Annotated in this window: 18 protein-coding genes; 10 read left to right on the top strand and 8 right to left on the bottom strand. The window is 68.0% G+C overall.

What is annotated here, in order from left to right:
- From E4P42_RS14030 to E4P42_RS14005, 6 genes are all read right to left on the bottom strand, one after another.
- On the bottom strand, positions 1-975 hold the full coding sequence (locus E4P42_RS14030) for an alpha/beta hydrolase (RefSeq protein ID WP_135126683.1): 975 nt from the start codon (positions 973-975) through the stop codon (positions 1-3).
- On the bottom strand, positions 972-1,823 hold the full coding sequence (locus E4P42_RS14025) for an IclR family transcriptional regulator (RefSeq protein WP_135126682.1): 852 nt from the start codon (positions 1,821-1,823) through the stop codon (positions 972-974). The genes E4P42_RS14030 and E4P42_RS14025 overlap by 4 nt, the downstream gene beginning before the upstream one ends.
- Positions 1,824-2,019: 196 nt before the next feature.
- Entirely contained in the window at positions 2,020-3,486 is a 1,467-nt protein-coding gene (locus E4P42_RS14020) for an FAD-dependent oxidoreductase (protein WP_135126681.1), read from the bottom strand.
- Positions 3,483-4,391, bottom strand: coding sequence for a biphenyl-2,3-diol 1,2-dioxygenase (bphC, locus tag E4P42_RS14015; protein WP_135126680.1), 909 nt, complete (start codon positions 4,389-4,391; stop codon positions 3,483-3,485). Before bphC ends, E4P42_RS14020 begins: the two co-directional genes overlap by 4 nt.
- A gap of 17 nt (positions 4,392-4,408) precedes the next feature.
- Complete coding sequence (locus E4P42_RS14010) at positions 4,409-5,590, bottom strand: acyl-CoA dehydrogenase family protein (RefSeq protein WP_135126679.1); 1,182 nt, start codon at positions 5,588-5,590, stop codon at positions 4,409-4,411.
- 88 nt (positions 5,591-5,678) lie between these two features.
- Positions 5,679-6,734: a ferredoxin--NADP reductase gene (locus E4P42_RS14005; protein ID WP_209305779.1), complete on the bottom strand. Its 1,056-nt coding sequence runs from the start codon at positions 6,732-6,734 to the stop codon at positions 5,679-5,681.
- 123 nt (positions 6,735-6,857) lie between these two features.
- On the opposite strand from E4P42_RS14005, the gene E4P42_RS14000 reads away from it, so the two are divergent.
- Genes E4P42_RS14000 through E4P42_RS13990 form a run of 3 tightly spaced genes read left to right on the top strand, consistent with a single transcriptional unit; the run spans position 6,858 to position 10,113 of the window.
- Positions 6,858-8,480 (top strand): NAD(P)/FAD-dependent oxidoreductase, encoded by a 1,623-nt coding sequence (locus E4P42_RS14000; RefSeq protein ID WP_135126677.1) that lies wholly within the window; start codon positions 6,858-6,860, stop codon positions 8,478-8,480.
- Positions 8,480-9,280, top strand: coding sequence for a mycofactocin-coupled SDR family oxidoreductase (locus E4P42_RS13995; RefSeq protein ID WP_135126676.1), 801 nt, complete (start codon positions 8,480-8,482; stop codon positions 9,278-9,280). The genes E4P42_RS14000 and E4P42_RS13995 overlap by 1 nt, the downstream gene beginning before the upstream one ends.
- Positions 9,277-10,113, top strand: coding sequence for a mycofactocin-coupled SDR family oxidoreductase (locus tag E4P42_RS13990; RefSeq protein WP_135126675.1), 837 nt, complete (start codon positions 9,277-9,279; stop codon positions 10,111-10,113). The genes E4P42_RS13995 and E4P42_RS13990 overlap by 4 nt, the downstream gene beginning before the upstream one ends.
- Before the next feature lie 4 nt (positions 10,114-10,117).
- Here E4P42_RS13990 and E4P42_RS13985 read toward each other — a convergent pair whose 3' ends face one another.
- Positions 10,118-10,972 (bottom strand): alpha/beta fold hydrolase, encoded by an 855-nt coding sequence (locus E4P42_RS13985; protein ID WP_135126674.1) that lies wholly within the window; start codon positions 10,970-10,972, stop codon positions 10,118-10,120.
- Between the two features lie 98 nt (positions 10,973-11,070).
- Between E4P42_RS13985 and E4P42_RS13980 the strand changes: the two genes are divergently transcribed.
- Genes E4P42_RS13980 through dmpG form a run of 3 tightly spaced genes read left to right on the top strand, consistent with a single transcriptional unit; the run spans position 11,071 to position 13,962 of the window.
- On the top strand, positions 11,071-11,931 hold the full coding sequence (locus E4P42_RS13980) for an enoyl-CoA hydratase (RefSeq protein WP_135126673.1): 861 nt from the start codon (positions 11,071-11,073) through the stop codon (positions 11,929-11,931).
- A gap of 13 nt (positions 11,932-11,944) precedes the next feature.
- Positions 11,945-12,874, top strand: a complete 930-nt coding sequence (locus tag E4P42_RS13975; protein WP_135126672.1) for an acetaldehyde dehydrogenase (acetylating) — start codon at positions 11,945-11,947, stop codon at positions 12,872-12,874.
- The gene (gene dmpG, locus E4P42_RS13970; protein ID WP_135126671.1) at positions 12,871-13,962 is read left to right on the top strand and encodes a 4-hydroxy-2-oxovalerate aldolase; all 1,092 of its coding nucleotides are present in this window, start codon (positions 12,871-12,873) and stop codon (positions 13,960-13,962) included. The genes E4P42_RS13975 and dmpG overlap by 4 nt, the downstream gene beginning before the upstream one ends.
- Here dmpG and E4P42_RS13965 read toward each other — a convergent pair.
- Positions 13,922-14,548 (bottom strand): TetR/AcrR family transcriptional regulator, encoded by a 627-nt coding sequence (locus E4P42_RS13965; protein ID WP_135126670.1) that lies wholly within the window; start codon positions 14,546-14,548, stop codon positions 13,922-13,924. The two genes, dmpG and E4P42_RS13965, sit on opposite strands and share 41 nt — an antisense overlap.
- Before the next feature lie 153 nt (positions 14,549-14,701).
- Between E4P42_RS13965 and E4P42_RS13960 the strand changes: the two genes are divergently transcribed.
- The 4 genes from E4P42_RS13960 to E4P42_RS13945 all read left to right on the top strand — a co-directional run bounded on the left by E4P42_RS13960 (position 14,702) and on the right by E4P42_RS13945 (position 19,459).
- Positions 14,702-16,027 carry an MFS transporter gene (locus E4P42_RS13960; protein ID WP_135126669.1) on the top strand — a complete coding sequence of 442 codons (1,326 nt, stop codon included), beginning with the start codon at positions 14,702-14,704 and terminating at the stop codon, positions 16,025-16,027.
- 185 nt (positions 16,028-16,212) lie between these two features.
- Positions 16,213-17,151 (top strand): methionyl-tRNA formyltransferase, encoded by a 939-nt coding sequence (locus E4P42_RS13955; protein WP_135126668.1) that lies wholly within the window; start codon positions 16,213-16,215, stop codon positions 17,149-17,151.
- 11 nt (positions 17,152-17,162) lie between these two features.
- Positions 17,163-18,089 carry an ATP-grasp fold amidoligase family protein gene (locus tag E4P42_RS13950; protein ID WP_135126667.1) on the top strand — a complete coding sequence of 309 codons (927 nt, stop codon included), beginning with the start codon at positions 17,163-17,165 and terminating at the stop codon, positions 18,087-18,089.
- Positions 18,090-18,136: 47 nt separating this feature from the next.
- Complete coding sequence (locus tag E4P42_RS13945; protein ID WP_135126666.1) at positions 18,137-19,459, top strand: MFS transporter; 1,323 nt, start codon at positions 18,137-18,139, stop codon at positions 19,457-19,459.
- Positions 19,460-19,596: the final 137 nt, after the last annotated feature.

The following is a 19,596-nucleotide window of genomic DNA, read 5'->3' as shown; positions in this document are numbered from 1 at the left end:
TCAAGCGGGATGGCCGACACCGCCGATCCCGGTTACCGGGACGGCCGAGTCTGCCAGCAGATCGGTGGCGTCACGGCACAACTGCGCGCGCGCGTCCTGCGCGATCGTGAGACTCGGCATCGTCATGAAACCGTGGATGCCTCCGTCGAACCGACGCACGCGCGTGGGGACCCCAGCCGCGCTGAGCGCCTCAGCGAAGGCCACTCCTTCGTCGCGCAGCGGGTCGCAGCCCGCGATGATCATCACGGCGGGCGGCAGCCCCCGCAGATCAGCGTGGATCGGGGAGACGTAGGGGTCGCTGCGGTCCGCCTCATGCGGCGCGTACTGGTCCCAGTACCAGCGCAACGCCGGGGCGGGGTTGTAGAAGCCGCGGCCGTAGAGCCGGTAGGACTCCGTGGTGAAATCCGGTGTGACCATGGGGTAGAGCAGCAATTGCGCACGCAGCGACGGACCACCGCGGTCGCGGGTCAGCAATGCGGTCACCGCCGCCAGATTCCCGCCGGCGCTGTCGCCCCCGACGGCGATTCGCGCGGCGTCGATGCCGAGGGCGATGCAGTTGTCGGCGACCCACCGGGTGACGGCGAAGACGTCCTCCGCGGCGGCCGGCCAGCGATGCTCCGGAGCCAAGCGATAGTTTACGGACACCACCACCGCGCCGAGACGGTTGGCCAGATCACGGCAGAGTCCATCGTGGCTGTCCAGGTCGCAGAACACGAACCCGCCGCCGTGGGCATACACCAGGCCGGGCAGCATCGCGTCCGGAGCGCCGGCCGGGTGATAGATCCGCACCGGGACACCTCCGCCCGGACCCTCGACGATCCGATCTGTGACACGGCGGACGGGTTCGGGATTCGTTGGCGCGACGAACCGGGAACGGATGGTCGCGCGTGCCTGTTCGCCGGTCATCGTCTGCACGGGCGGAAAGCCGCCGTCGAGAGTTTCGATGATGTCGGCGATCTGCGGGTCGAGCATCATGCGGGCTGCAGGGCGGCAGACTCGGTCAGCGGCCGCGGCGCGGGACCCCCGCGCAGCGGGCGCACCTGCTGCAGCGTGGGTGCGACGCGCTGCGGCCCGCCTTCCACGTTGCGCCAGATGCCCATGGCGGTCATCCGCACCGGGGCGGCGAGGCGCTGGTCGAACGCCATGCGGCTCATCGGACCGCAGACGGACAGCGCGGCCACGGCGTCGCCGGGGGCGCCGATGGGCGCGGCGACACAGCCGAACCCGGGCAGCGCCTCCTCACGGTCGAAGGCGACGCCGTGCGCCCGGACCTTGTCCAAGTCGCCGGCCAGCTGCGCCGCCGACCCGATGGAGTACTTCGTGCGGCGGTTCGACAGGTCGACGTCGTCGCACGCGTCGGCGTTGTACGCGAGCATGGCCTTACCGATCGCGGTGCAGTGCGCGGGCTGGCGCCCCCCGACCCGGCTGGGCAGCGCGGCCACCATGCGGTCGCCGATCTTCTCGAGGTACACGACGTCGGAGCCGTCCAGCACGGCAAGGTGCACCACGAGCCCGGTGGCCCGGTGCAGATCGTGCAGCAGCGGGGTGGCGGCGCGATGCAGGCGGTCCTGATGGACGGCGAGCGAGCCCAACTCGACGAGGCGCATCCCCAGTTCGTAATCGCGTCCGTTGCGGCGCAGCCAACGCAGCTGCACCAGGCGCTCGAGCATCCGGTGCGCGGACGACCGAGGCAGGCCAGTACGGCGCACGATCTGAGCCAACGTCAACCGCCCGGGGCCGTCGAAAGCGTCCAGCACCAGCGAGACGCGGTCGATGACCGCGCTAGGGGTGGCGGATTCCTGGGTGACTGGGGCCGCAGTCATAAAGCCTCCTTGGCTGAAGTACAGATCACATATTCCTAATAGGAATATGCCTGTTTGTACCATACGTTCGTGTGCCGTGTCACATACCTGGACAAGTGAGACTCACGCAGCCTGAGTGCACAGCGTGAAACACCGGCGCTTCACAGCGCCGGTGTTGCTCCGCCGACGATCTCGGCCGGTGTGTGCGAGGTGGTTCTCAGCCCTTGGCCGCGTGACGGCCGGCGCGGCGACCGTAGAAGCTGCCGTCGCCGAGCGAGATGCCGCTGGCATACCCCCAGGCGGCGAGGCCCGCCGTCGATCGGCCGGCGGCGAAGAGGCCCGGGATCGGCGCCCCGCCGACGTGGAGCACCTCGCCCTCGAGGGAGCACTTGAGGCCACCGAGGGTGAATCCGCCGGTCGCCTCCCGCAGATCGATCGCGCCGACCGGTGAGCCGATCGGCCGGAGCCACTCGGGCTTCTTGTGCAGCAGCGGATCCTCGCCGCGTTCGGCGCCGGCGTTGTAGGCCGCAACCGTCGCCTGCAGCGATCCCGGCGCCAGGCTCATCTCGGCCTCGAGTTCGGCTACGGTGTCGCACACCCAGGTGGGCGGGCGCAGCATGAGTTGCGGCGACAGCGACGCCATCGCCTCGTCCTGCGCCTCACCGTCGATGATCAGGTACGCGACATTGTCCTGCTGGTACAGGGTGAGCTGCCCGATCCGCCCGGGATACGTGTCCTCCGGGACGTAGCGCTGACCCCGGCCATTGACCAGGATGCCGCGCACCAGCTGCTGCGGGTCGGCGAAGATCGCCACCTCGGTCGCGTCCATGTGGGCGAGATCCGCGCCGAGCGCCTGGGCCATCCGGATGGCCTGCCCGTCGTGCTGTTCGATCGAGGCGGCAGGCCGCCCGGCGATCCGTGGCGCGTAGGCGGTCACCATCGCGTCGTTGTAGGCGAAACTCCCCGTGGCGAGCACCACGCCGCGCCGGGCGCGGATGGTGACGTCCTCGCCGTACTGGCGCGCGCAGATTCCGGTCACCCGGCCGTCGGACTCGGTGACCAGCCGTTGCGCCCGCACGTCGTAGAGCGATCGCGCGCCCGCCGCGGTGGCCGTGTCGACGAGCGGCTTCATGAGCATGTACCCGGCGCTGGCCTCGCCCTGCTTCTTGTCCGTCATCTGCGGCACGTGTCCGCGCGGAGCAGGGGCGGCGATGGTGTTGAAGGGGTAGGCATTCTCGCCGCCGCTGTACACCAGGCCCTGGTCGCCCATGGGTTCCCAACCCGGTTCGGCGAAGAACTCGGGTTTGAAGGGCACGCCACACTCGACGAGCCAGTCGAAGTGGGCGACGCTGCCGTCGCAGTAGTCGGCGATGCGCGCCGGGTCCGCACCCGGACCCATGGCGGCGTTCAGGAACGTCGCCATCGCCTCGACCGAATCATCGAAACCGCAGGCTTTCTGCAGGGCGGTGCCGCCGCCGAGGTAGATGATCCCGCCGGCCATCGCGGCCGCGCCGCCCCAGGAGCCCGTACGCTCGAGCACCAGCACGTCCGCGCCCGCTCGGGCGGCCTCGACCGCCGCGGCGGCACCGGCGACACCGTAGCCGGCGATCACCACATCGGCTTCGTGGTCCCAGTGGCCTATCGAGGACGCCGGTACCGGGGTGACGTCACTGACGGCGGTCACGGGCGCATCGCTGCGGGAAGGTCACCGACCCACTGGTGGCCCCAATAGCTGTCGGCGGTGATTTCCTCTGCGGTGTAATAGGTTTCGTCGACACGCATGCCCTCGGTGCCGAATTCGATGTCCCAGTCGCCGGGTGCGCGGACGTAGAAGGACACCATCTTGTCGTTGGTGTGGCGGCCCAGTGTCGACGACAACTGGTAGCCGTCCTTGTTGACGCGGTCCAGTGCCTGGCCCACCGTGTCGAGGCTCTCGACCTCGACCATGAGGTGGACCAAACCGGGGTCGCGCAAGGTGGAGGCGGGGCAGATTGCGAGGCTGTGGTGGCGCTCGTTGATGCCGAGGAAGCGGACGCGCACGGGGCCGAACTCGGGCGGGACCGGGACCCGGAAGGCGCCACGCGACTTGAATCCGAGTACGTCGGTGTAGAACTCGAAGAGGCTGTTGGCGTCGAGGGCCGGCAGCACGACGTGGCCCAGCCCCTGTGGGCCGGTGACGAACCGGGCCCCGAACGGCGTGACGACCGGGCTGTGGTCGAGCACCGGCCCGTGGAAGACCTCGACGGCCGTGCCGGCAGGATCCTCGAAGGCGATGACCTCCTCGACCCGGCGGGCGTCGGCCTCCTCCAGCGACAGTTGTTTGAACGGCACGCCGGCGGTGTCGAGCGCGGCCTTGACCTCTTCGAGGCCCGCATGGTCGCGCACTTCCCAGCCGACCGTCACGATCCGGTCGACATCCCCCGGGGTCACGATGATCCGAGCGGCCCGCTCATCCATACGCAGGTACAGCGACGACTCGTCGGGGCCGCTGCCCTCGGCGAAACCCAGGACCCGAAAAGCGAAGTGGCGCCAACGGTCGATGCCGGCGGTCTGAACGGTGACGTATCCGAGACTTTTGAGTGCAGTCATGGTCATCCCTTTCGCGGTCAGATCATCGCCCGCAGTGGCCCCTGCGGGTCGATCCCCAGCGAGCTGAGCGCCGAGGCGTGGTACACGGTGCCGGGAACATGGATGGCGTGGGCGACGCCGGCGTGCGCATCGCGCCAGTACCGCTGCAGCGGCTTGTCCATGCGCAGCGCGTTGCCGCCGGAGCGGGCGAAGATCTGGTCGACGGCGGCGACCGCACGCCACACCGCCTTCACCTGGCTGCGGCGTACGGCGGCGCGGTCGGCGAAGGAGACCTCCTTGCCGGAGTCCACCATGTCGTAGACCCGGTCGACGTTGGCCAGAAGCGCGTGGCGCGACGCCTCGATCTCGGCTGCCGCGTCACCGACGGCGTGCATGACGTACGGGTCGTCTTTGATCGCGGTGCCATTGGCTCCGACGCGTTCGCGTTGGTAGTCGAGGTGAGCCGCCAGCGCGCCCTCGCAGATGCCGATGGTGGCGGAGCTGATGCCCAACGGGAACATCGTCGACCACGGCATCTTGTACAGCGTCTTGGTCATGCCGGCCTCGATTTGCGCGGTGCCGTCCATGACCTTCATGCCGTCCATGGTGCGGTAGGCGGGGACGAACGCGTCCTTGACGATGACGTCCTTGGAACCGGTGCCGCGCAGGCCGACGACATCCCACGAGTCATCGACGATCTGGTAGTCGCTGCGCGGCAGAATCATGTGCAGGATCTGCGGAGGCATGACCGGTTTGCCGTCGGTGTCACCGACCATCGCCCCGAGGATGATCCAGTCGCAGGCGTCGGTGCCGGAGCTGAACTGCCAGCGCCCGGTGAAGAGGTAGCCGCCGTCCACCGGCTTGGCCACCCCCTGCGGGGCGTACGGCGAGGCGATCCAGGTGTCCACGTCGGTGGCCCACACCTCCTGCGCGACGCGGGGATTGGCGTAGGCGAGCTGATACGGATGCACGCCGACCACGCCGTTGACCCACCCGGCCGCTGGGTCCAGCGCCGCGGTGGCCATGACGGTCTCGGCGAATTCGCGGGGATGGACTTCGTAGCCGCCGTGCTCCACGGGCTGGAGGAGCCGGATGGAGCCGGCCGCCTTCATGTTCTTCACGGTGGCGTCCGACAGCTGGCCGAGCCTCTCGGCTTCCACCGCCTGCTCCTTGAACTGGTCGGCCAGTTCCATCACCCGGTCGATTACCCGCTCGGTCATGAGGCGTCCTTCTCTCGTGAGGCTGTCTTCGATGGTCTACCGCGATCGCGGTCAAGTCGTGAGCAGATCCCGGTGAATGGACGACCCGTCAGAACTCGACGTGGATGTCATCCGAGGCGGGCCGCGCCTGGCAGCCCAGAATGGTCCCGGCCTCGATGTCGTCGGGTTCGAGGATGTCGCTGGCAGGCATGTCGACCTTGCCGCGCACCAGCGTGGCCGCACAGGAACCGCACTGGCCCTCACGGCAGGAGAACGGCACGTCCAGGCCGGCCGCGAGCATGACGTCGACCAGTGTGGATTGCGCCGGCCAGCGCAACTTGTGCTGTTGGCCGTCGATGTCGACCGACACGGTGGCGGCGTCAGCGTCGTCGTCACCGTCGACGGCGGGTGGTTCGACGGCGGCGAAGGGGTCACCGGTCAGGGACTGGAAGACCTCGGTGTGCACGGCGGTGCGCGCGACGCCGGCATCGGCCAGCGCCGCCTGCACGGCGGCCATGAACGGGCCTGGTCCACACAGATACGATTCGGCGCCGCCCAGTCGGCGCGCCAGCGCTGCCAGTTGCGGTTGCTGCGGCAGTCCCTGCACGGATTCCAGCCAGTGCACCACCGTCAACCGGTCGGGATGGCGGGTGGTGAGGTCGCGCAGCTCTGTGGCGAAGATGACCGAACGTTCGTCCCGGTTGGCATAGACCAGCGTCACCCGGCCGGTTCCCTCGGCGAGCGCCGACTTCAGGATCGACATCACCGGGGTGATGCCGCTGCCGCCCGCCCACAGCAGCAGATCGATGCCGAGGTCACGGGGCGTGAAGACCCCCGACGGTGGCAGCGCCTCGATGACGTCGCCCGGACTGACGTTGTCGCACAACCAGTTCGAGCCGTAGCCGCCGTCGACCCGCTTGATCGTCACCTTGGGCGCCGGATCGGTGTGTGGTGAGCTCGCCAGCGAATAGCAGCGGGCCACCGACCCGCTGCCCTCGCCGGGCACACGGAGCGTCAGGAATTGCCCGGGCCGGTAGTTCAGCCGGTGCCGTTCGTGGTCTGCGACGGCGAAGACCAGCGAGCGGGCGTCGTGGCTCTCCTCGATGACATCGGTCACGGTGAGCTTCACGCTGCGGGACTCGGGTGGCGAAGACACAACGACGATGATGCTGTCGTGGCGCCCGGCGCGCGACTCTCGAGTCCGTTGGCTGGGACGGCATGATCACGACGTCCGGTGACCGGGATGGGCACATCCCGCCCGCGCGAGGGCCGCCTACGTTCACATGTCGTGGACACTGCCGCTGATCAGCTGCCCGAGGCCGTCGATGCCGTGGTCGTCGGCGCGGGCTTCGCCGGTCTGTACGCCCTGCACAAATTGCGTGAGCAAGGCTTGACGGTCCGCGTGTTCGAAGCGGCGCCGGACGTTGGCGGCACCTGGTACTACAACCGCTATCCCGGCGCCCGGTGCGATGTCGAGAGCGTCGACTACTGCTTCTCGTTCTCCGAGGAACTGCAGCAGGAGTGGACCTGGACCGAAAAGTATGCGACCCAGGGCGAGATCTTGCGCTACATCAACTGGGTCACCGACAAGCTCGACCTGCGCCGTGGTATCACGTTCAACACCAGGGTCACCTCCGCGGTCCTCGACGAGGACTCGCTGCGGTGGACGGTCACCACGGACACCGGCACGGTGGTGACCGCGCGATTCTGCATCATGGCCACCGGTCCGCTGTCGGCCGCGTTGACGCCTCGATTCGACGGGCTGGAGACGTTCGACGGCGCCATCTACCACACCGCCGACTGGCCCCACGAGGACGTCGACTTCACCGGCAAGCGGGTCGCGGTGATCGGCACGGGATCGTCTGGCATTCAGTCAATTCCGATCATCGCCGAACAGGCCGAGCAGCTCTACGTGCTTCAGCGTACGCCGAACTACAGCGTGCCGGCCGGTAACCGCCCGCTGACCGCCGAGGACGTCGCCGAGGTGAAGGCCACCTATGACGAGCGGCGCCGACTGTCGTGGCAGAGCGGTGGCGGCTCCCCGCACATCGCGCATCCGAAACTCACCATGGAGGTGTCGGACGAGGAACGCAGGGCGGCGTTCGAGAAGCGGTGGCAGCTGGGTGGCGTGCTGTTCTCCAAGACCTTCCGGGATCAGATGATCGATCCTGCGGCGAACGAAGAGGCCCGCAAGTTCTACGAGGAGAAGATCCGGTCCGTCATCGACGATCCCGAGGTCGCCGAGTTGCTGATCCCCAACGACCATCCGATCGGTACCAAACGGATCTGCACCGATACCAACTATTTCCAGACGTTCAACCGGCCCAACGTGAAGCTCGTCAGCGTCCGGAAGACCCCCATCAAGTCGATCGATCCGGACGGCATCAACACCTCCGACGCGCACTACGGCGTCGACGTCATCGTGCTGGCCACCGGCTTCGACGCGATGACCGGCGCGCTGGGCAAGATGACCATCGCCGGCCGCGGCGGCGAGACGCTGCGTGACGACTGGCGCGACGGTCCCCGGACATACCTCGGCTTGGGGGTCGATGGTTTCCCGAACCTATTCATCGTCTCCGGTCCGGGTGCCCCGGCAGTGCTGGCGAACATGGTGCTGCACGCCGAAGCGCACGTGAACTGGATCGCCGATTGCATCCGCTACCTCGACGACCACGGGTATGCGGCGATCGAGGCCACCGAGCAGGCCGTCGACGACTGGGGTGCCGAGTTGGCCCGCCGCGCCGACGCCACGCTCTTCACCCAGGCCAACTCCTGGTACATGGGCGCCAACGTGCCGGGTAAGCCCCGGGTGTTCATGTTGTTCATCGGCGGATTCGGGGTCTACCTCGACATCTGCGCTGAGGTCGCCGACGCCGGGTACAAGGGCTTCGCGCTGCTGAAAACCGATTGATGACGAGGTTGCCGGGCAGGGTCGTCATGGTCACCGGCGCCGCGCGGGGCACCGGTCGGGTGCACTGCGAGCGGTTCGCCGAGGAGGGCGCCGACGTCATCGCGCTCGACGTCGCCGCGGTTTCCGCCGACCTCGCCGAGACGGCGGCCGCGGTGACCGAACGCGGACGGCGTTGTGTCACCGGCGAAGCCGACGTTCGAGATGTCACGGCGCTCAGCGCCGCGGTCGAACGCGGCGTCGCCGAACTCGGCCGGTTGGACGTCGTCGTGGCGAATGCCGGCGTACACCCCGCGGGCGCGCCGGCGTGGGACCTCGCCGAAGAGGCGTGGCGCCGGGTGCTCGATGTCAACCTGACCGGCGTGTGGCACACCGTGAGAGCCGCGGTGGGGCACATGGATGCGAACGGCGGCTCGATCGTGATCATCAGTTCCACCAACGGTTTGCGGGGCACCGCGAACACCGCGCACTACACCGCCAGCAAGCACGCCGTGGTGGGTTTGGCGCGGACCCTCGCCAACGAGTTGGGATCGCGCAGCATTCGGGTGAACACCGTACATCCGGGCGCCGTTGCGACGCCGATGGTGCTCAACTCGGCGACCTTCAAACGGTTGCGACCCGATCTGCCCGAACCCACTGCCGACGACGCCGCGGAGGTGCTGACGGCGCGCAACCTGCTGCCGGTGCCGTGGGTCGATCCCGTGGACGTCGCCAATGCGGTGGTTTTCCTGGCCTCCGACGAAGCCCGGTACATCACGGGAACGCAGCTGGTCGTCGACGCCGGCCTCACGCAGAAGGCATGACGGTGGGACGGCTCGCCGGCAAGGTCGCGGTGGTCACCGGTGCCGCGCGCGGCATCGGACGCGCGCAGGCAGTGCGCTTCGCCGAGGAAGGCGCCGACATCATCGCCCTGGACATCTGCGGTCCGGTCGACACCGTCGTGGTTCCGCCGTCCACCACCGAAGACCTCGAGGAGACCGTACGCCTGGTCGTCGAGGCGGGCGGCCGCATCGCCGCCGACGTGGTCGACGTGCGTGACTGCGACGCCTTGCAGACGGCGACCGACGCGGCCGTCGCCGAGTTCGGGGGTCTCGACATCGTCTGTGCGACCGCCGGTATCACGTCGCGGGGCATGGCGGTCGAGATGCCCGAGGACATGTGGCAGACCATGCTCGACGTCAACCTGACCGGTGTGTGGCACACGTGCAAGGCGACCGCACCACATCTGATCAGCCGGGGCGGCGGCGTCATGGTGCTGGTCAGTTCCATAGCCGGCCTGCGCGGTCTGGTCGGCGTCGCCCACTACACCGCGGCCAAACACGGTGTGGTCGGGTTGATGCGCAGCCTCGCGCATGATCTCGCACCGCACGGCATCCGGGTCAACTCCGTGCACCCCACCAACGTCGACACCCCGCTCATCCAGAACGAGGCGGTGCGTCGCGCATTCCGGCCCGACCTGGACCGGCCCCCGACCCATGCGGAGTTCGCCGCGGCGGCCCGGCCGATGAACCTCCTGGACATACCGTGGGTGGACCCCGTCGATGTCGCCAACGCCGCGGTGTTCCTGGCGTCCGACGAGGCGCGCTACATCACCGCCGTCGCGCTGCCGGTGGACGCCGGCAGCACGCAGCGCTGAGCCGCTACCCCCGTCTGAGGAACGACAGCACCGTCGCCTCGAACGCGGCCTTGGCCTCGATCATCGCCCAGTGCCCGCAGTTCGGAAACACGTGCAGCTCCGCATTGGGAATGGTGCGCATGGGAATCAGCGCCATATCCAATGGGCTGACCCGGTCATCGCGCCCCCACGTGAGCAGCGTGGGTGCGGCCACCTTGTGCATCTGCGCCCACGGCAGCGGCGCATCGGAACTCCGCATGAACGCCATCATCTGGGCGAACGCCGCCTTACCGTACATGCGGCGGGCCGCGGCGAGGGTTTCCGGATCCGTCGCCAGCTGCCAGCGCTCCTCGATCAGCTGATCCGTGACCAACGCCGGGTCGTACACCATCGAGTGCAGCCAGTCGACGAGTCGCTGACGTGTCGGGTCCTCGGTGAACTCTTGCAGCAGCCGGATGCCCTCACTCGGCCCGGGGCTGAACACGTTGGTGCCGATACCGCCGATCGTGACCAGGCGTCGCAGCCGCTCGGGATGGTGGATGGCGAAGTTGATGCCGACTCCACCGCCCATGGAGTTGCCGACGATGTCGACGTGCTCCACCCCGATCGCATCGAGGAACGGCGCGACGACGCCCTGCGCGGTGACCATGGGATGACCGCCCTGGTCCTCGCTCACCCCGAACCCGGGAAATTCCAGAATCAGGCAACGGAATTCGCCGCTGAAGGCGGGAAGGATGCCGCGGAAGTTGCGCCATCCGGTGACGCCCGGTCCGGAACCGTGCAGAAAGAGCAGCGGTGCACCTTCACCGGTGTCGTAGTAGCGCAGCGTGCCGGACGGCGTCGCCACTTCCTGGAGGGGGATCTCGAGATCGGTGGTCATGGGTCAAGCCTGACACCTCACGTCGGTGTGAGGTGGGTGACGTCCGGTGAGCGGACGACGGGAATCTGCGGCATCGGCGGCGGTGCGACGATGGCCCGGTGCACGATGACCAGGATGTGGTGACCTATCGGGTGAGTGACGGGATCGCCGTCGTCACGATGAACCGGCCGCGTTACCGCAACGCGCAGAACTCCGTGATGACCTATGCGTTGGACGCCGCCTTCCAACGGGCCGTCGACGATGACGAAGTCGCGGTCATCGTACTGTCCGGGGCCGGAGATCATTTCAGCGCCGGACACGACATCGGCACACCCGACCGCGACCACCACGTGACCTACGACAATCGGGCGGTGATGTGGTGGGACCACGTCGACAAGTCCGGGGGAGACCAGCGCTTCGCCCGGGAGATGGAGGTCTACGTCGGGATGTGCCGCCGCTGGCGGGAGATCCCCAAGCCGATGATCGCCATGGTGCAGGGCGCGTGCATCGCGGGAGGGTTGATGCTCGCCTGGGTGTGCGACCTCATCGTCGCCGCCGACGATGCCTTCTTTTCGGATCCCGTTGTCCGTATGGGCATCCCAGGTGTCGAGTACTTCGCGCACCCGTGGGTGCTCGGTCCGCGGTTCGCCAAGGAGTTCCTCTACACCGGTGACCGGTTCGACGCCCGCCGTGCGTACGAGGTCGGGATGGTCAATCGCGTCGTGCCCCGTGAGCAGCTCGAGGAGCAGGCCCGCCGGCTCGCGTCACGGATCGCGGCCATGCCGAGATTCGGTCTGGCGCTGACCAAGAAGGCGGTCAACCAGTGCGAGGACCAGATGGGCCTGCGCAACGGGATCGACTCGGTGTTCGGGCTGCACCACTTCGCGCACGCACACAACGCCGAGGTCGGAACCGGATCGCTCGGCGGTATGGATGTCAAAGCGATGGCCGCGCCGCGGGGCGCGCAGATCTCGGATTGAACAGGGGAGGGACATGCCTACGAAGATGTCAGTTGCGATTGTCGGGTCGGGCAATATCAGCACTGATCTGCTCTACAAGTTGCAGCGCTCGGAGTATCTCGAGCCGCGGTGGATGATCGGGATCGATCCGGAGTCTGAGGGGTTGGCGCGGGCGCGCAAGATGGGGTTGGAGACCTCGCACGAGGGGGTGGATTGGCTGTTGGGGCAGTCGGAGAAGCCCGACATGGTGTTCGAGGCGACCAGCGCCTATGTGCACAAGGCCGCCGCGCCGCGGTATGCGCAGGCGGGTATCCGGGCGATCGATCTCACGCCGGCCGCGGTGGGTCCGGGGGTGATCCCGCCGGCCAACCTGCATGAGCATCTGGACGCGCCGAACGTGAACATGGTGACCTGCGGTGGGCAGGCGACCATCCCGATCGTGCATGCGGTCTCCCGCGCGGTGGTCGATAAGGGGGGAGTGCCTTACGGGGAGATCGTGGCGTCGGTGTCGTCGGCGTCGGCGGGTCCGGGGACCCGGGCGAATATCGACGAGTTCACCAAGACCACCAGCAACGGGGTGGAGGTCATCGGTGGCGCCAGGCGGGGGAAGGCGATCATCATCCTCAATCCGGCCGATCCGCCGATGATCATGCGCGACACCATTTTCTGCGCGATTCCCGAGGACGCCGACCGCGACGCGATCGCGCAGTCGATCCGCGATGTGGTGGCCGAGGTGCAGACCTACGTGCCGGGCTACCGGTTGCTCAACGATCCGCAGTTCGACGACCCGTCGATGAATTCCGGCGGCCAGGCGGTGGTGACCACCTTCATCGAGGTCGAGGGTGCGGGCGACTATCTGCCGCCGTATGCGGGCAATCTGGACATCATGACCGCTGCGGCGGCCAAGGTCGGCGAGGAGATCGCCAAGCAATCTCTCACGGTTGCGGCGGGAGGCCAATCATGAGCATCAGCGGGGACATCTATTTCGATCCGATGTGGGACATCCGGATGACCGACACGTCGCTGCGTGACGGGTCGCACCACAAGCGCCATCAGTTCACCACCGACGAAGTGGGCGCGATCGTCGCGGCGCTGGATGCGGCCGGGGTGCCGGTGATCGAGGTGACCCACGGCGACGGGCTGGGCGGGTCGAGCTTTAACTACGGGTTCTCCAAGACCCCGGAGCAGGAGTTGATCAAGCTCGCCGCCGAGACGGCGAAGAACTCCAAGATCGCGTTTCTGATGCTGCCGGGTGTGGGCACGAAGGAGGACATCAAGGAGGCGCAGAACAACGGCGGGTCGATCTGCCGCATCGCCACGCACTGCACCGAGGCCGACGTGTCGATCCAGCATTTCGGGCTGGCCCGCGAACTGGGCTTGGAGACGGTCGGCTTCCTGATGATGAGCCACACCATTCCGCCGGAGAAACTCGCCGCGCAGGCGCGGATCATGGCCGACGCCGGTTGCCAGTGCGTCTACGTCGTGGACTCGGCCGGGGCGCTGGTGCTCGAAGGTGTGCGCGACCGGGTCGCGGCGCTGGTCGCCGAACTCGGCGACGACGCGCAGGTCGGTTTTCACGGCCACGAGAATCTCGGGCTGGGTGTGGCCAACTCGATCGAGGCGGTGCGCGCGGGCGCCAAGCAGATCGACGGGTCGTGCCGCCGCTTCGGCGCGGGTGCGGGCAACGCGCCGGTCGAGGCGCTGATCGGCGTGTTCGACAAGATCGGCGTGAAGACCGGCATCGACTTCTTCGACATCGCCGATGCCGCCGAGGAGGTGGTGGCGCCCGCGATGCCTCAGGAGTGCCTGCTCGACCGCAACGCGTTGATCATGGGCTATTCGGGGGTGTACTCCAGCTTCCTCAAACACGCCATCCGCCAGTCCGAACGCTACGGCGTACCCGCCCACCAGCTGCTGCACCGCGCCGGGCAGCGCAAGCTGATCGGCGGCCAGGAAGACCAGCTCATCGACATCGCCCTGGAGATCACACGCGAACAGGCACTCGCGGGCGTCACGAGCAGTGAGGCAGCTCCTCGACCCGGTGACGGCTGAGCACAGCGATGGTGCGCTCGAGCCGGTGCCGTGCCTCGACTGCCGTGGCACGGCCCTGTACGAGGGCCAGCATGTTCGCCACGCAGAGATCGGCGATGAGGTCACCGATCTCTGCGTGCTGATCCGTGGCGCAGGTACCGGCCAGCGCCGCGGTCATCATCTGACTCAGCCGGTGACGCACCGAGTTTGCGTGTGCTGACGCCGCGCTGTCCGCGGACAGGTACGCCCGGGTGACCGCAGAGGCGAGCAGCGGTGCCGACAAGAGACCTCGCGTGACGGTGTCGGCGACGTGCAGCAGTCGGCGATACGGATCGCTGATCCGGCGCGTCTCCGCGCGGACGCTCAACTCCCAGGCGGCGACCATCTCGTCAAGACAGGCCACCAGCAGATGATCCTTCGACGAGAAGTACTGGTAAACGGTGCTGGCAGCGACACCGGCGCGCTCCGCAACCACCCGAATGTGCACCGCGTCGTAACCGTGCGCCGCCGAGTCAATTGCTACGGCGATGATTCGGGCACGGCGCTGCTGCCGAGCCGCCGTCAACTCCACCGTGGCGTTCGAATCGCCCGCGTGCCGGCTCACCATGCCCGAATTCCGTGCCTTGTCATCGGGTGACATGTTCCGCCCGATGACGGCCGGTCGAAGCGACACGTTCCGCTGATCGAGACGGCTCCACCGCCGGGCGACGGAGAAGGGTCAGGATGACACGACGCCTGCCGACCGCTCGAGGGACTGCGAATGACCGACACATTGCCGCAGGGGCAGGTGCTACTGCGCCGCGTCGCACTCTCCAGCCTGCTGGGGACGGCGATCGAGTACTACGACTTCCTGGTGTACGGAACGATGAGTGCACTGGTGTTCGGCCTGGTGTTCTTCCCGGAGTCGGATCCAGCGGTGGCCACCATCGCCGCCTTCGGGACACTGGCCGCCGGGTACGTCGCCCGTCCGGTCGGCGGCATCCTGTTCGGCCACTTCGGCGATCGGGTGGGCCGCAAATCGATGCTCGTACTCACGATGGCGTTGATGGGTGTGGCCAGCTTCCTGGTCGGCGTGCTCCCGACGTTCGCGTCCATCGGCATCGCCGCGCCGATACTCCTGGTTGCGCTCCGCGTCATTCAGGGCGTTGCGATCGGGGGTGAGTGGGGCGGAGCCACGCTGATGGTGACCGAGCACGCCGAACCTCATCGGCGCGGAACGTGGAACGGCGTGATGCAGATGGGCTCACCCATCGGTTCGCTGCTGTCCGTGGCGGCCGTCACGGTGATCACCCTGCTCCCGGACGAGGCGTTCCTGTCGTGGGGTTGGCGGATTCCGTTCTTCATCAGCCTGCTCCTGCTCGCATTGGGCATCTACGTGCGGTTGTCGGTCACCGAGAGCCCGGTGTTCGCGCAGGCGAAGAACGCCGACCGGCGCACCGATCGCATCCCTCTCGTCGACATCCTGCGGCGACCGCGAAATCTGGTGTTGGCCTGCGCGGTCGGGATCGGCCCCTTCGCGCTGACGGCGTTGATCAGCACCTACATGATCAGTTACGCCACGGCGATCGGCTTTCACCGCACGGATGTGATGACGGCGTTGATCTTCACCTCGACAACCGCTCTGGTCACGATCCCGCTGTTCTCGGCGCTGTCCGACCGGCTTGGCCGACGACCGGTCATCGTCACCGGCGCGGTCGGAATCGTCTGTTACGCCTGGCCGTTCTACGCACTCATCGACACCGGGTCGGTCCCTCTGCTGTTCGTGGGCATGGTCATCGCCCAGGTGCTGCAGTCGCTGATGTACGCACCGCTGGGAGCGTTGTTCTCGGAGATGTTCGGAACCAGGGTTCGCTACACCGGAGCCTCGATGGGTTATCAGCTCGCCGCACTCCTCGGCGCAGGATTCACTCCGCTGATCGCGAGTGGCCTCCTCGCTGACGGTCCGTCCAGCACGCCGCTGGTGGTGCTGGCCGCCGGATGCGGTGTCGTGACCATCGTCGCGGTCTGGCGGATCACGGAGACACGGGGCGTTGCGCTGGAAGACCTCGAGAGTGCTTCCCTCGCCGCGCGAGTCTCGGGAGAATAGGCCGCGGGCACGCTCGAACTCATCGCATGCAGATTCAGCAATGTGACGTACCTGTCAAATTCATTGCACGGTGAAGCATGCAACTTAGGTAAGGGTAACGTAACCTCTCTAGCTTGTGGCTAACGCTCGGACCTGGGCGTCGCACCTGCAGCCAGCACAAGTACCGAAACAGTGAGGTTTTCGTCATGCGCATCGTGTCGTTCGGTTTTCAGACCTGGGGGCGGGTGACCCTGCAAGCACTGATCGACCAGCAACACGACATTCCGCTCGCGGTCACCCATCCCGCCAGCGACGACTCCTACAAGGGGATCTTCTCCGACTCGGTCGAGGAGCTGGCGCGCGAACACGGCATCCCGGTCCACCTGACCGAGGGCATCGACAGCGAGACCATCGACCTGGTCAAGCGCGCCGAACCTGACGTCATCGTCGTCAACAGCTGGTACACGTGGATGCCGCCGGAACTGTACGAGCTGCCGCCGCACGGCACCCTCAACATGCACGACTCGCTGCTGCCCAAGTGCACGGGATTCTCCCCGGTGCTGTGGACGATGATCAGCGGCGAGTCCGAGTTCGGCCTGACGATCCACCGCATGGACGAGGGGCTCGACACCGGCGACATCCTCATCCAGCATTCCCTGCCGATCGGGCCGACCGACACCGGCACCGAACTGGTGCTGCGCGGTATCGATCTCATCCCCGGTGCGCTTAAGGAGGCGCTGGCGGCGCTGGAGTCCGGCACCGCGCAGTGGCGGCCGCAGGACAAGGCCGAGCGGACCTACTTCCACAAGCGTTCCGCGCGCGACAGCCTGATCGACTGGGATTGGCCGGCCGAGGATCTCGAGCGGTTCGTGCGGGCCCTGTCCGAACCGTACCCGCGCCCGTTCACCTTCTACCGCGGTGAACAGATCGAGGTGCTCGAGTCGAAGATTTCCGACGCCCGCTACGGCGGGACGCCCGGGCGGGTGATCGTGCAGGAGGGCGGAGGCGCGGTGGTGTGCGGCCCCGACGCCTACCGCGGCGGCAACCGCGGCCTGGTGATCACCCGCGTTCGTGGCGCCGACGGCGTCGAGCGCAGCGGCGCCGAGTTCTTCCGCCGCGGCGGCTATCTCACCAGCGCCGCCTAGGCGACGACGCGATGCCCCGCCGTCTCAACATCCCCGTCCCGGCGCCGCTGCTGGCCGCGCAGCGCAGGTTCTACAGCTGGATCCCGGTGCCGCTGCTGCGCCACGGCTTTCACCTGACGATGATCGGCTCGCCCGGCAACTTCCGCCGGCCGCGCACCTTCAACGAGAAGGTGAACTGGCGCATCCTCTATGACCGGCGCGACCGGATCGTCGCCGCGTGCGACAAGCTGCGGATGAAGGAGATGGCGCGCGCCGCGTATCCGGGAGCCGACCTTCGCATCCCCGAAACCTACTGGTATGGGCCGGATCTACGCGACGCGCCCGATCTCGCCGCCCTGCCGCCGTGGGTGCTCAAACCCAACCACAGCAGCGGCCACGTCATCTTCGGCCCGGAGGCCGGCACCGACGTCGACACGCTGCTGCGCCGTACCCGCGACTGGTGGACGCGCACCCCGCTGGAACTGGGGGAGTGGGGTTACAGTCAGGCCCGGCCGCTGCTGCTCGTCGAGGAACGCATCCCGACCTCCGACGGCCTGCCCCCGGCCGACTACAAGTTCTTCGTCTTCGACGGCCGCGTCGAGCTCATCCAGGTCAACCGGGGCCGCTTCGGCAAGCAGACCGCCACTTTCCTCGACACCGCGTGGAACCGGCTGCCGGTGCGGTGGCGGATCTTTCCGGTGGCCGACGAGCCGCGGCCGGCCGAGCTGGACACGATGCTGGAGATCGCCAGCGTGCTGGGCACTGGATGGGACTTCATCCGCGTCGACCTCTACGCCGTCGACGGCACCGTCTGGTTCGGGGAGTACACCCCATACCCCGGTGGTGGGCTACTGCGCTACAAGCCACGGCGATTCGACGCCGAGCAGGGTCTGCACTGGGAGCTGCCGACCGACGTGGAGGTGCCGGGCGCCCAGCCGCAGCGGGTGGCAGGCACCTAGCGCGATTCGCCGGTCACCGCTGGGACGCCCGTGCCACTATCGACGCCATGGCAACACGGGGGGTGGGCTCGGCGCGCCGCGAGCAGGCGGGCACCGGGCGGTCGCTGCGCCAGGTGGCGCGCGCCGGCTACGTCGGATCGGCGATCGAGTTCTACGACTTCTTCATCTACGGCACCGCCGCCGCGCTGGTGTTCCCCACGGTGTTCTTCCCCGACCTCGGCCACGTCATGGCGACCACCGCCTCGCTGGCCGCATTCGCGACCGCGTTCGTCTCCCGGCCGATCGGCGCGGCGGTGTTCGGCCACTTCGGCGACCGCATCGGCCGCAAGCAGGTCCTGGTCATCACGCTGCTGCTGATGGGTGTGTCCACGGTCGGGGTCGGGCTGATCCCGGGCACCGACACCATCGGGATCGCGGCGCCGTTGCTGCTGATCGTGTTGCGCCTCGTGCAGGGGTTCGCGGTCGGCGGGGAGTGGGCCGGTTCGGCGCTGCTGAGCGCCGAACACGCCCCTGCCGACCGGCGCGGGTTCTACGGCATGTTCACCCAGCTCGGGCTGGGCACCGCGCTGGTCATGGCCAACCTGGTCTTCCTCGTCGTGCACCTCGCCATGGACGAGACGAGTTCGGCCTTCCTGCAATGGGGTTGGCGCATCCCGTTCCTGCTGAGCGCCGGGCTGATCGCGACCGCGCTCTACATCCGGCTGCGCGTGCAGGAATCGCCCGTACACGCCGAGGCGACGACCGAGGACCATCACGGCCTGCCGCTCGCCGCGCTGATGCGCGAGCAGGGCCGCGGCGTCCTCCTGGCCGCCGGCGCCGCGACGTGCGTGCCGATGCTGGTGTACCAGGCGGGCACGTTCTTCACCCACTACGCCGAAGACCACATGGACTACCCCACAGGGCTGATCCTGCTGGTCGGCGTGATCGGCGGGGTGTGTGCGGTCGGGTGCGCGGCCGCGTCGGCGATCCTCAGCGACACCCGCGGGCGTCGCCGCGTCCTGCTGATCGGCGCGGCGGTGGCGCTGCCCTGGTCGGTCATGGTCTTCCCGCTCATCGGTGCGGGCAGCGAGATCGTCTTCAGCTCGAGCGTCGTGGCGACCTACGCCGTGATCGGCTTCTGCATGGGGCCGCTGGCGTCGTTCCTGCCCGAACTGTTCGCCGCCCGGTACCGCTACACGGGCGCGGCGCTGGCGCTCAACCTCGGTGGCATCGTCGGCGGCGCCGTCCCGCCGGTGATCTCGCCGACGCTGTACGCCTCGTTCGGCACGTGGGGGGTGGCGGCGATGATGGGCGCCGTGGCGCTGGTGAGCCTGGTGAGTCTCGTGTTGTTGCCCGAGACGGCCGGGCGGACGGCACCGGCCGCGAGCTGATCGGATCGGGTCGCCCGGAGCGTCCGTCGAGTTCTGTCACAAGGGCCGCGAGAGTGCTCGCCGCGGCCCTGACGGCGCCGTGAATTTGGCGGCATCCTCGCAGGTCAACGCCGTTGCCCGCCGCGTACGCAGGGCCG

Source organism: Mycobacterium sp. PS03-16, from assembly GCF_004570325.1.
In the GTDB taxonomy this organism is placed as follows: domain Bacteria; phylum Actinomycetota; class Actinomycetes; order Mycobacteriales; family Mycobacteriaceae; genus Mycobacterium.
The sequence above is the reverse complement of the archived record's forward strand: the minus strand, read 5'-3'. Positions and strand labels throughout refer to the sequence as shown.

What these genes read in the sequence shown, in the direction of transcription:
- E4P42_RS14030 (WP_135126683.1), bottom strand. Translation starts at nt 975, where the DNA reads ATGATGCTCGACCCGCAGATCGCCGACATCATCGAAACTCTCGACGGC.
- E4P42_RS14025 (WP_135126682.1), bottom strand. Translation starts at nt 1,823, where the DNA reads ATGACTGCGGCCCCAGTCACCCAGGAATCCGCCACCCCTAGCGCGGTC.
- bphC (WP_135126680.1), bottom strand. Translation starts at nt 4,391, where the DNA reads ATGACTGCACTCAAAAGTCTCGGATACGTCACCGTTCAGACCGCCGGC.
- E4P42_RS14010 (WP_135126679.1), bottom strand. Translation starts at nt 5,590, where the DNA reads ATGACCGAGCGGGTAATCGACCGGGTGATGGAACTGGCCGACCAGTTC.
- E4P42_RS13995 (WP_135126676.1), top strand. Translation starts at nt 8,480, where the DNA reads ATGACGAGGTTGCCGGGCAGGGTCGTCATGGTCACCGGCGCCGCGCGG.
- E4P42_RS13990 (WP_135126675.1), top strand. Translation starts at nt 9,277, where the DNA reads ATGACGGTGGGACGGCTCGCCGGCAAGGTCGCGGTGGTCACCGGTGCC.
- E4P42_RS13985 (WP_135126674.1), bottom strand. Translation starts at nt 10,972, where the DNA reads ATGACCACCGATCTCGAGATCCCCCTCCAGGAAGTGGCGACGCCGTCC.
- E4P42_RS13975 (WP_135126672.1), top strand. Translation starts at nt 11,945, where the DNA reads ATGCCTACGAAGATGTCAGTTGCGATTGTCGGGTCGGGCAATATCAGC.
- dmpG (WP_135126671.1), top strand. Translation starts at nt 12,871, where the DNA reads ATGAGCATCAGCGGGGACATCTATTTCGATCCGATGTGGGACATCCGG.
- E4P42_RS13965 (WP_135126670.1), bottom strand. Translation starts at nt 14,548, where the DNA reads ATGGTGAGCCGGCACGCGGGCGATTCGAACGCCACGGTGGAGTTGACG.
- E4P42_RS13960 (WP_135126669.1), top strand. Translation starts at nt 14,702, where the DNA reads ATGACCGACACATTGCCGCAGGGGCAGGTGCTACTGCGCCGCGTCGCA.
- E4P42_RS13955 (WP_135126668.1), top strand. Translation starts at nt 16,213, where the DNA reads ATGCGCATCGTGTCGTTCGGTTTTCAGACCTGGGGGCGGGTGACCCTG.
- E4P42_RS13950 (WP_135126667.1), top strand. Translation starts at nt 17,163, where the DNA reads ATGCCCCGCCGTCTCAACATCCCCGTCCCGGCGCCGCTGCTGGCCGCG.
- E4P42_RS13945 (WP_135126666.1), top strand. Translation starts at nt 18,137, where the DNA reads ATGGCAACACGGGGGGTGGGCTCGGCGCGCCGCGAGCAGGCGGGCACC.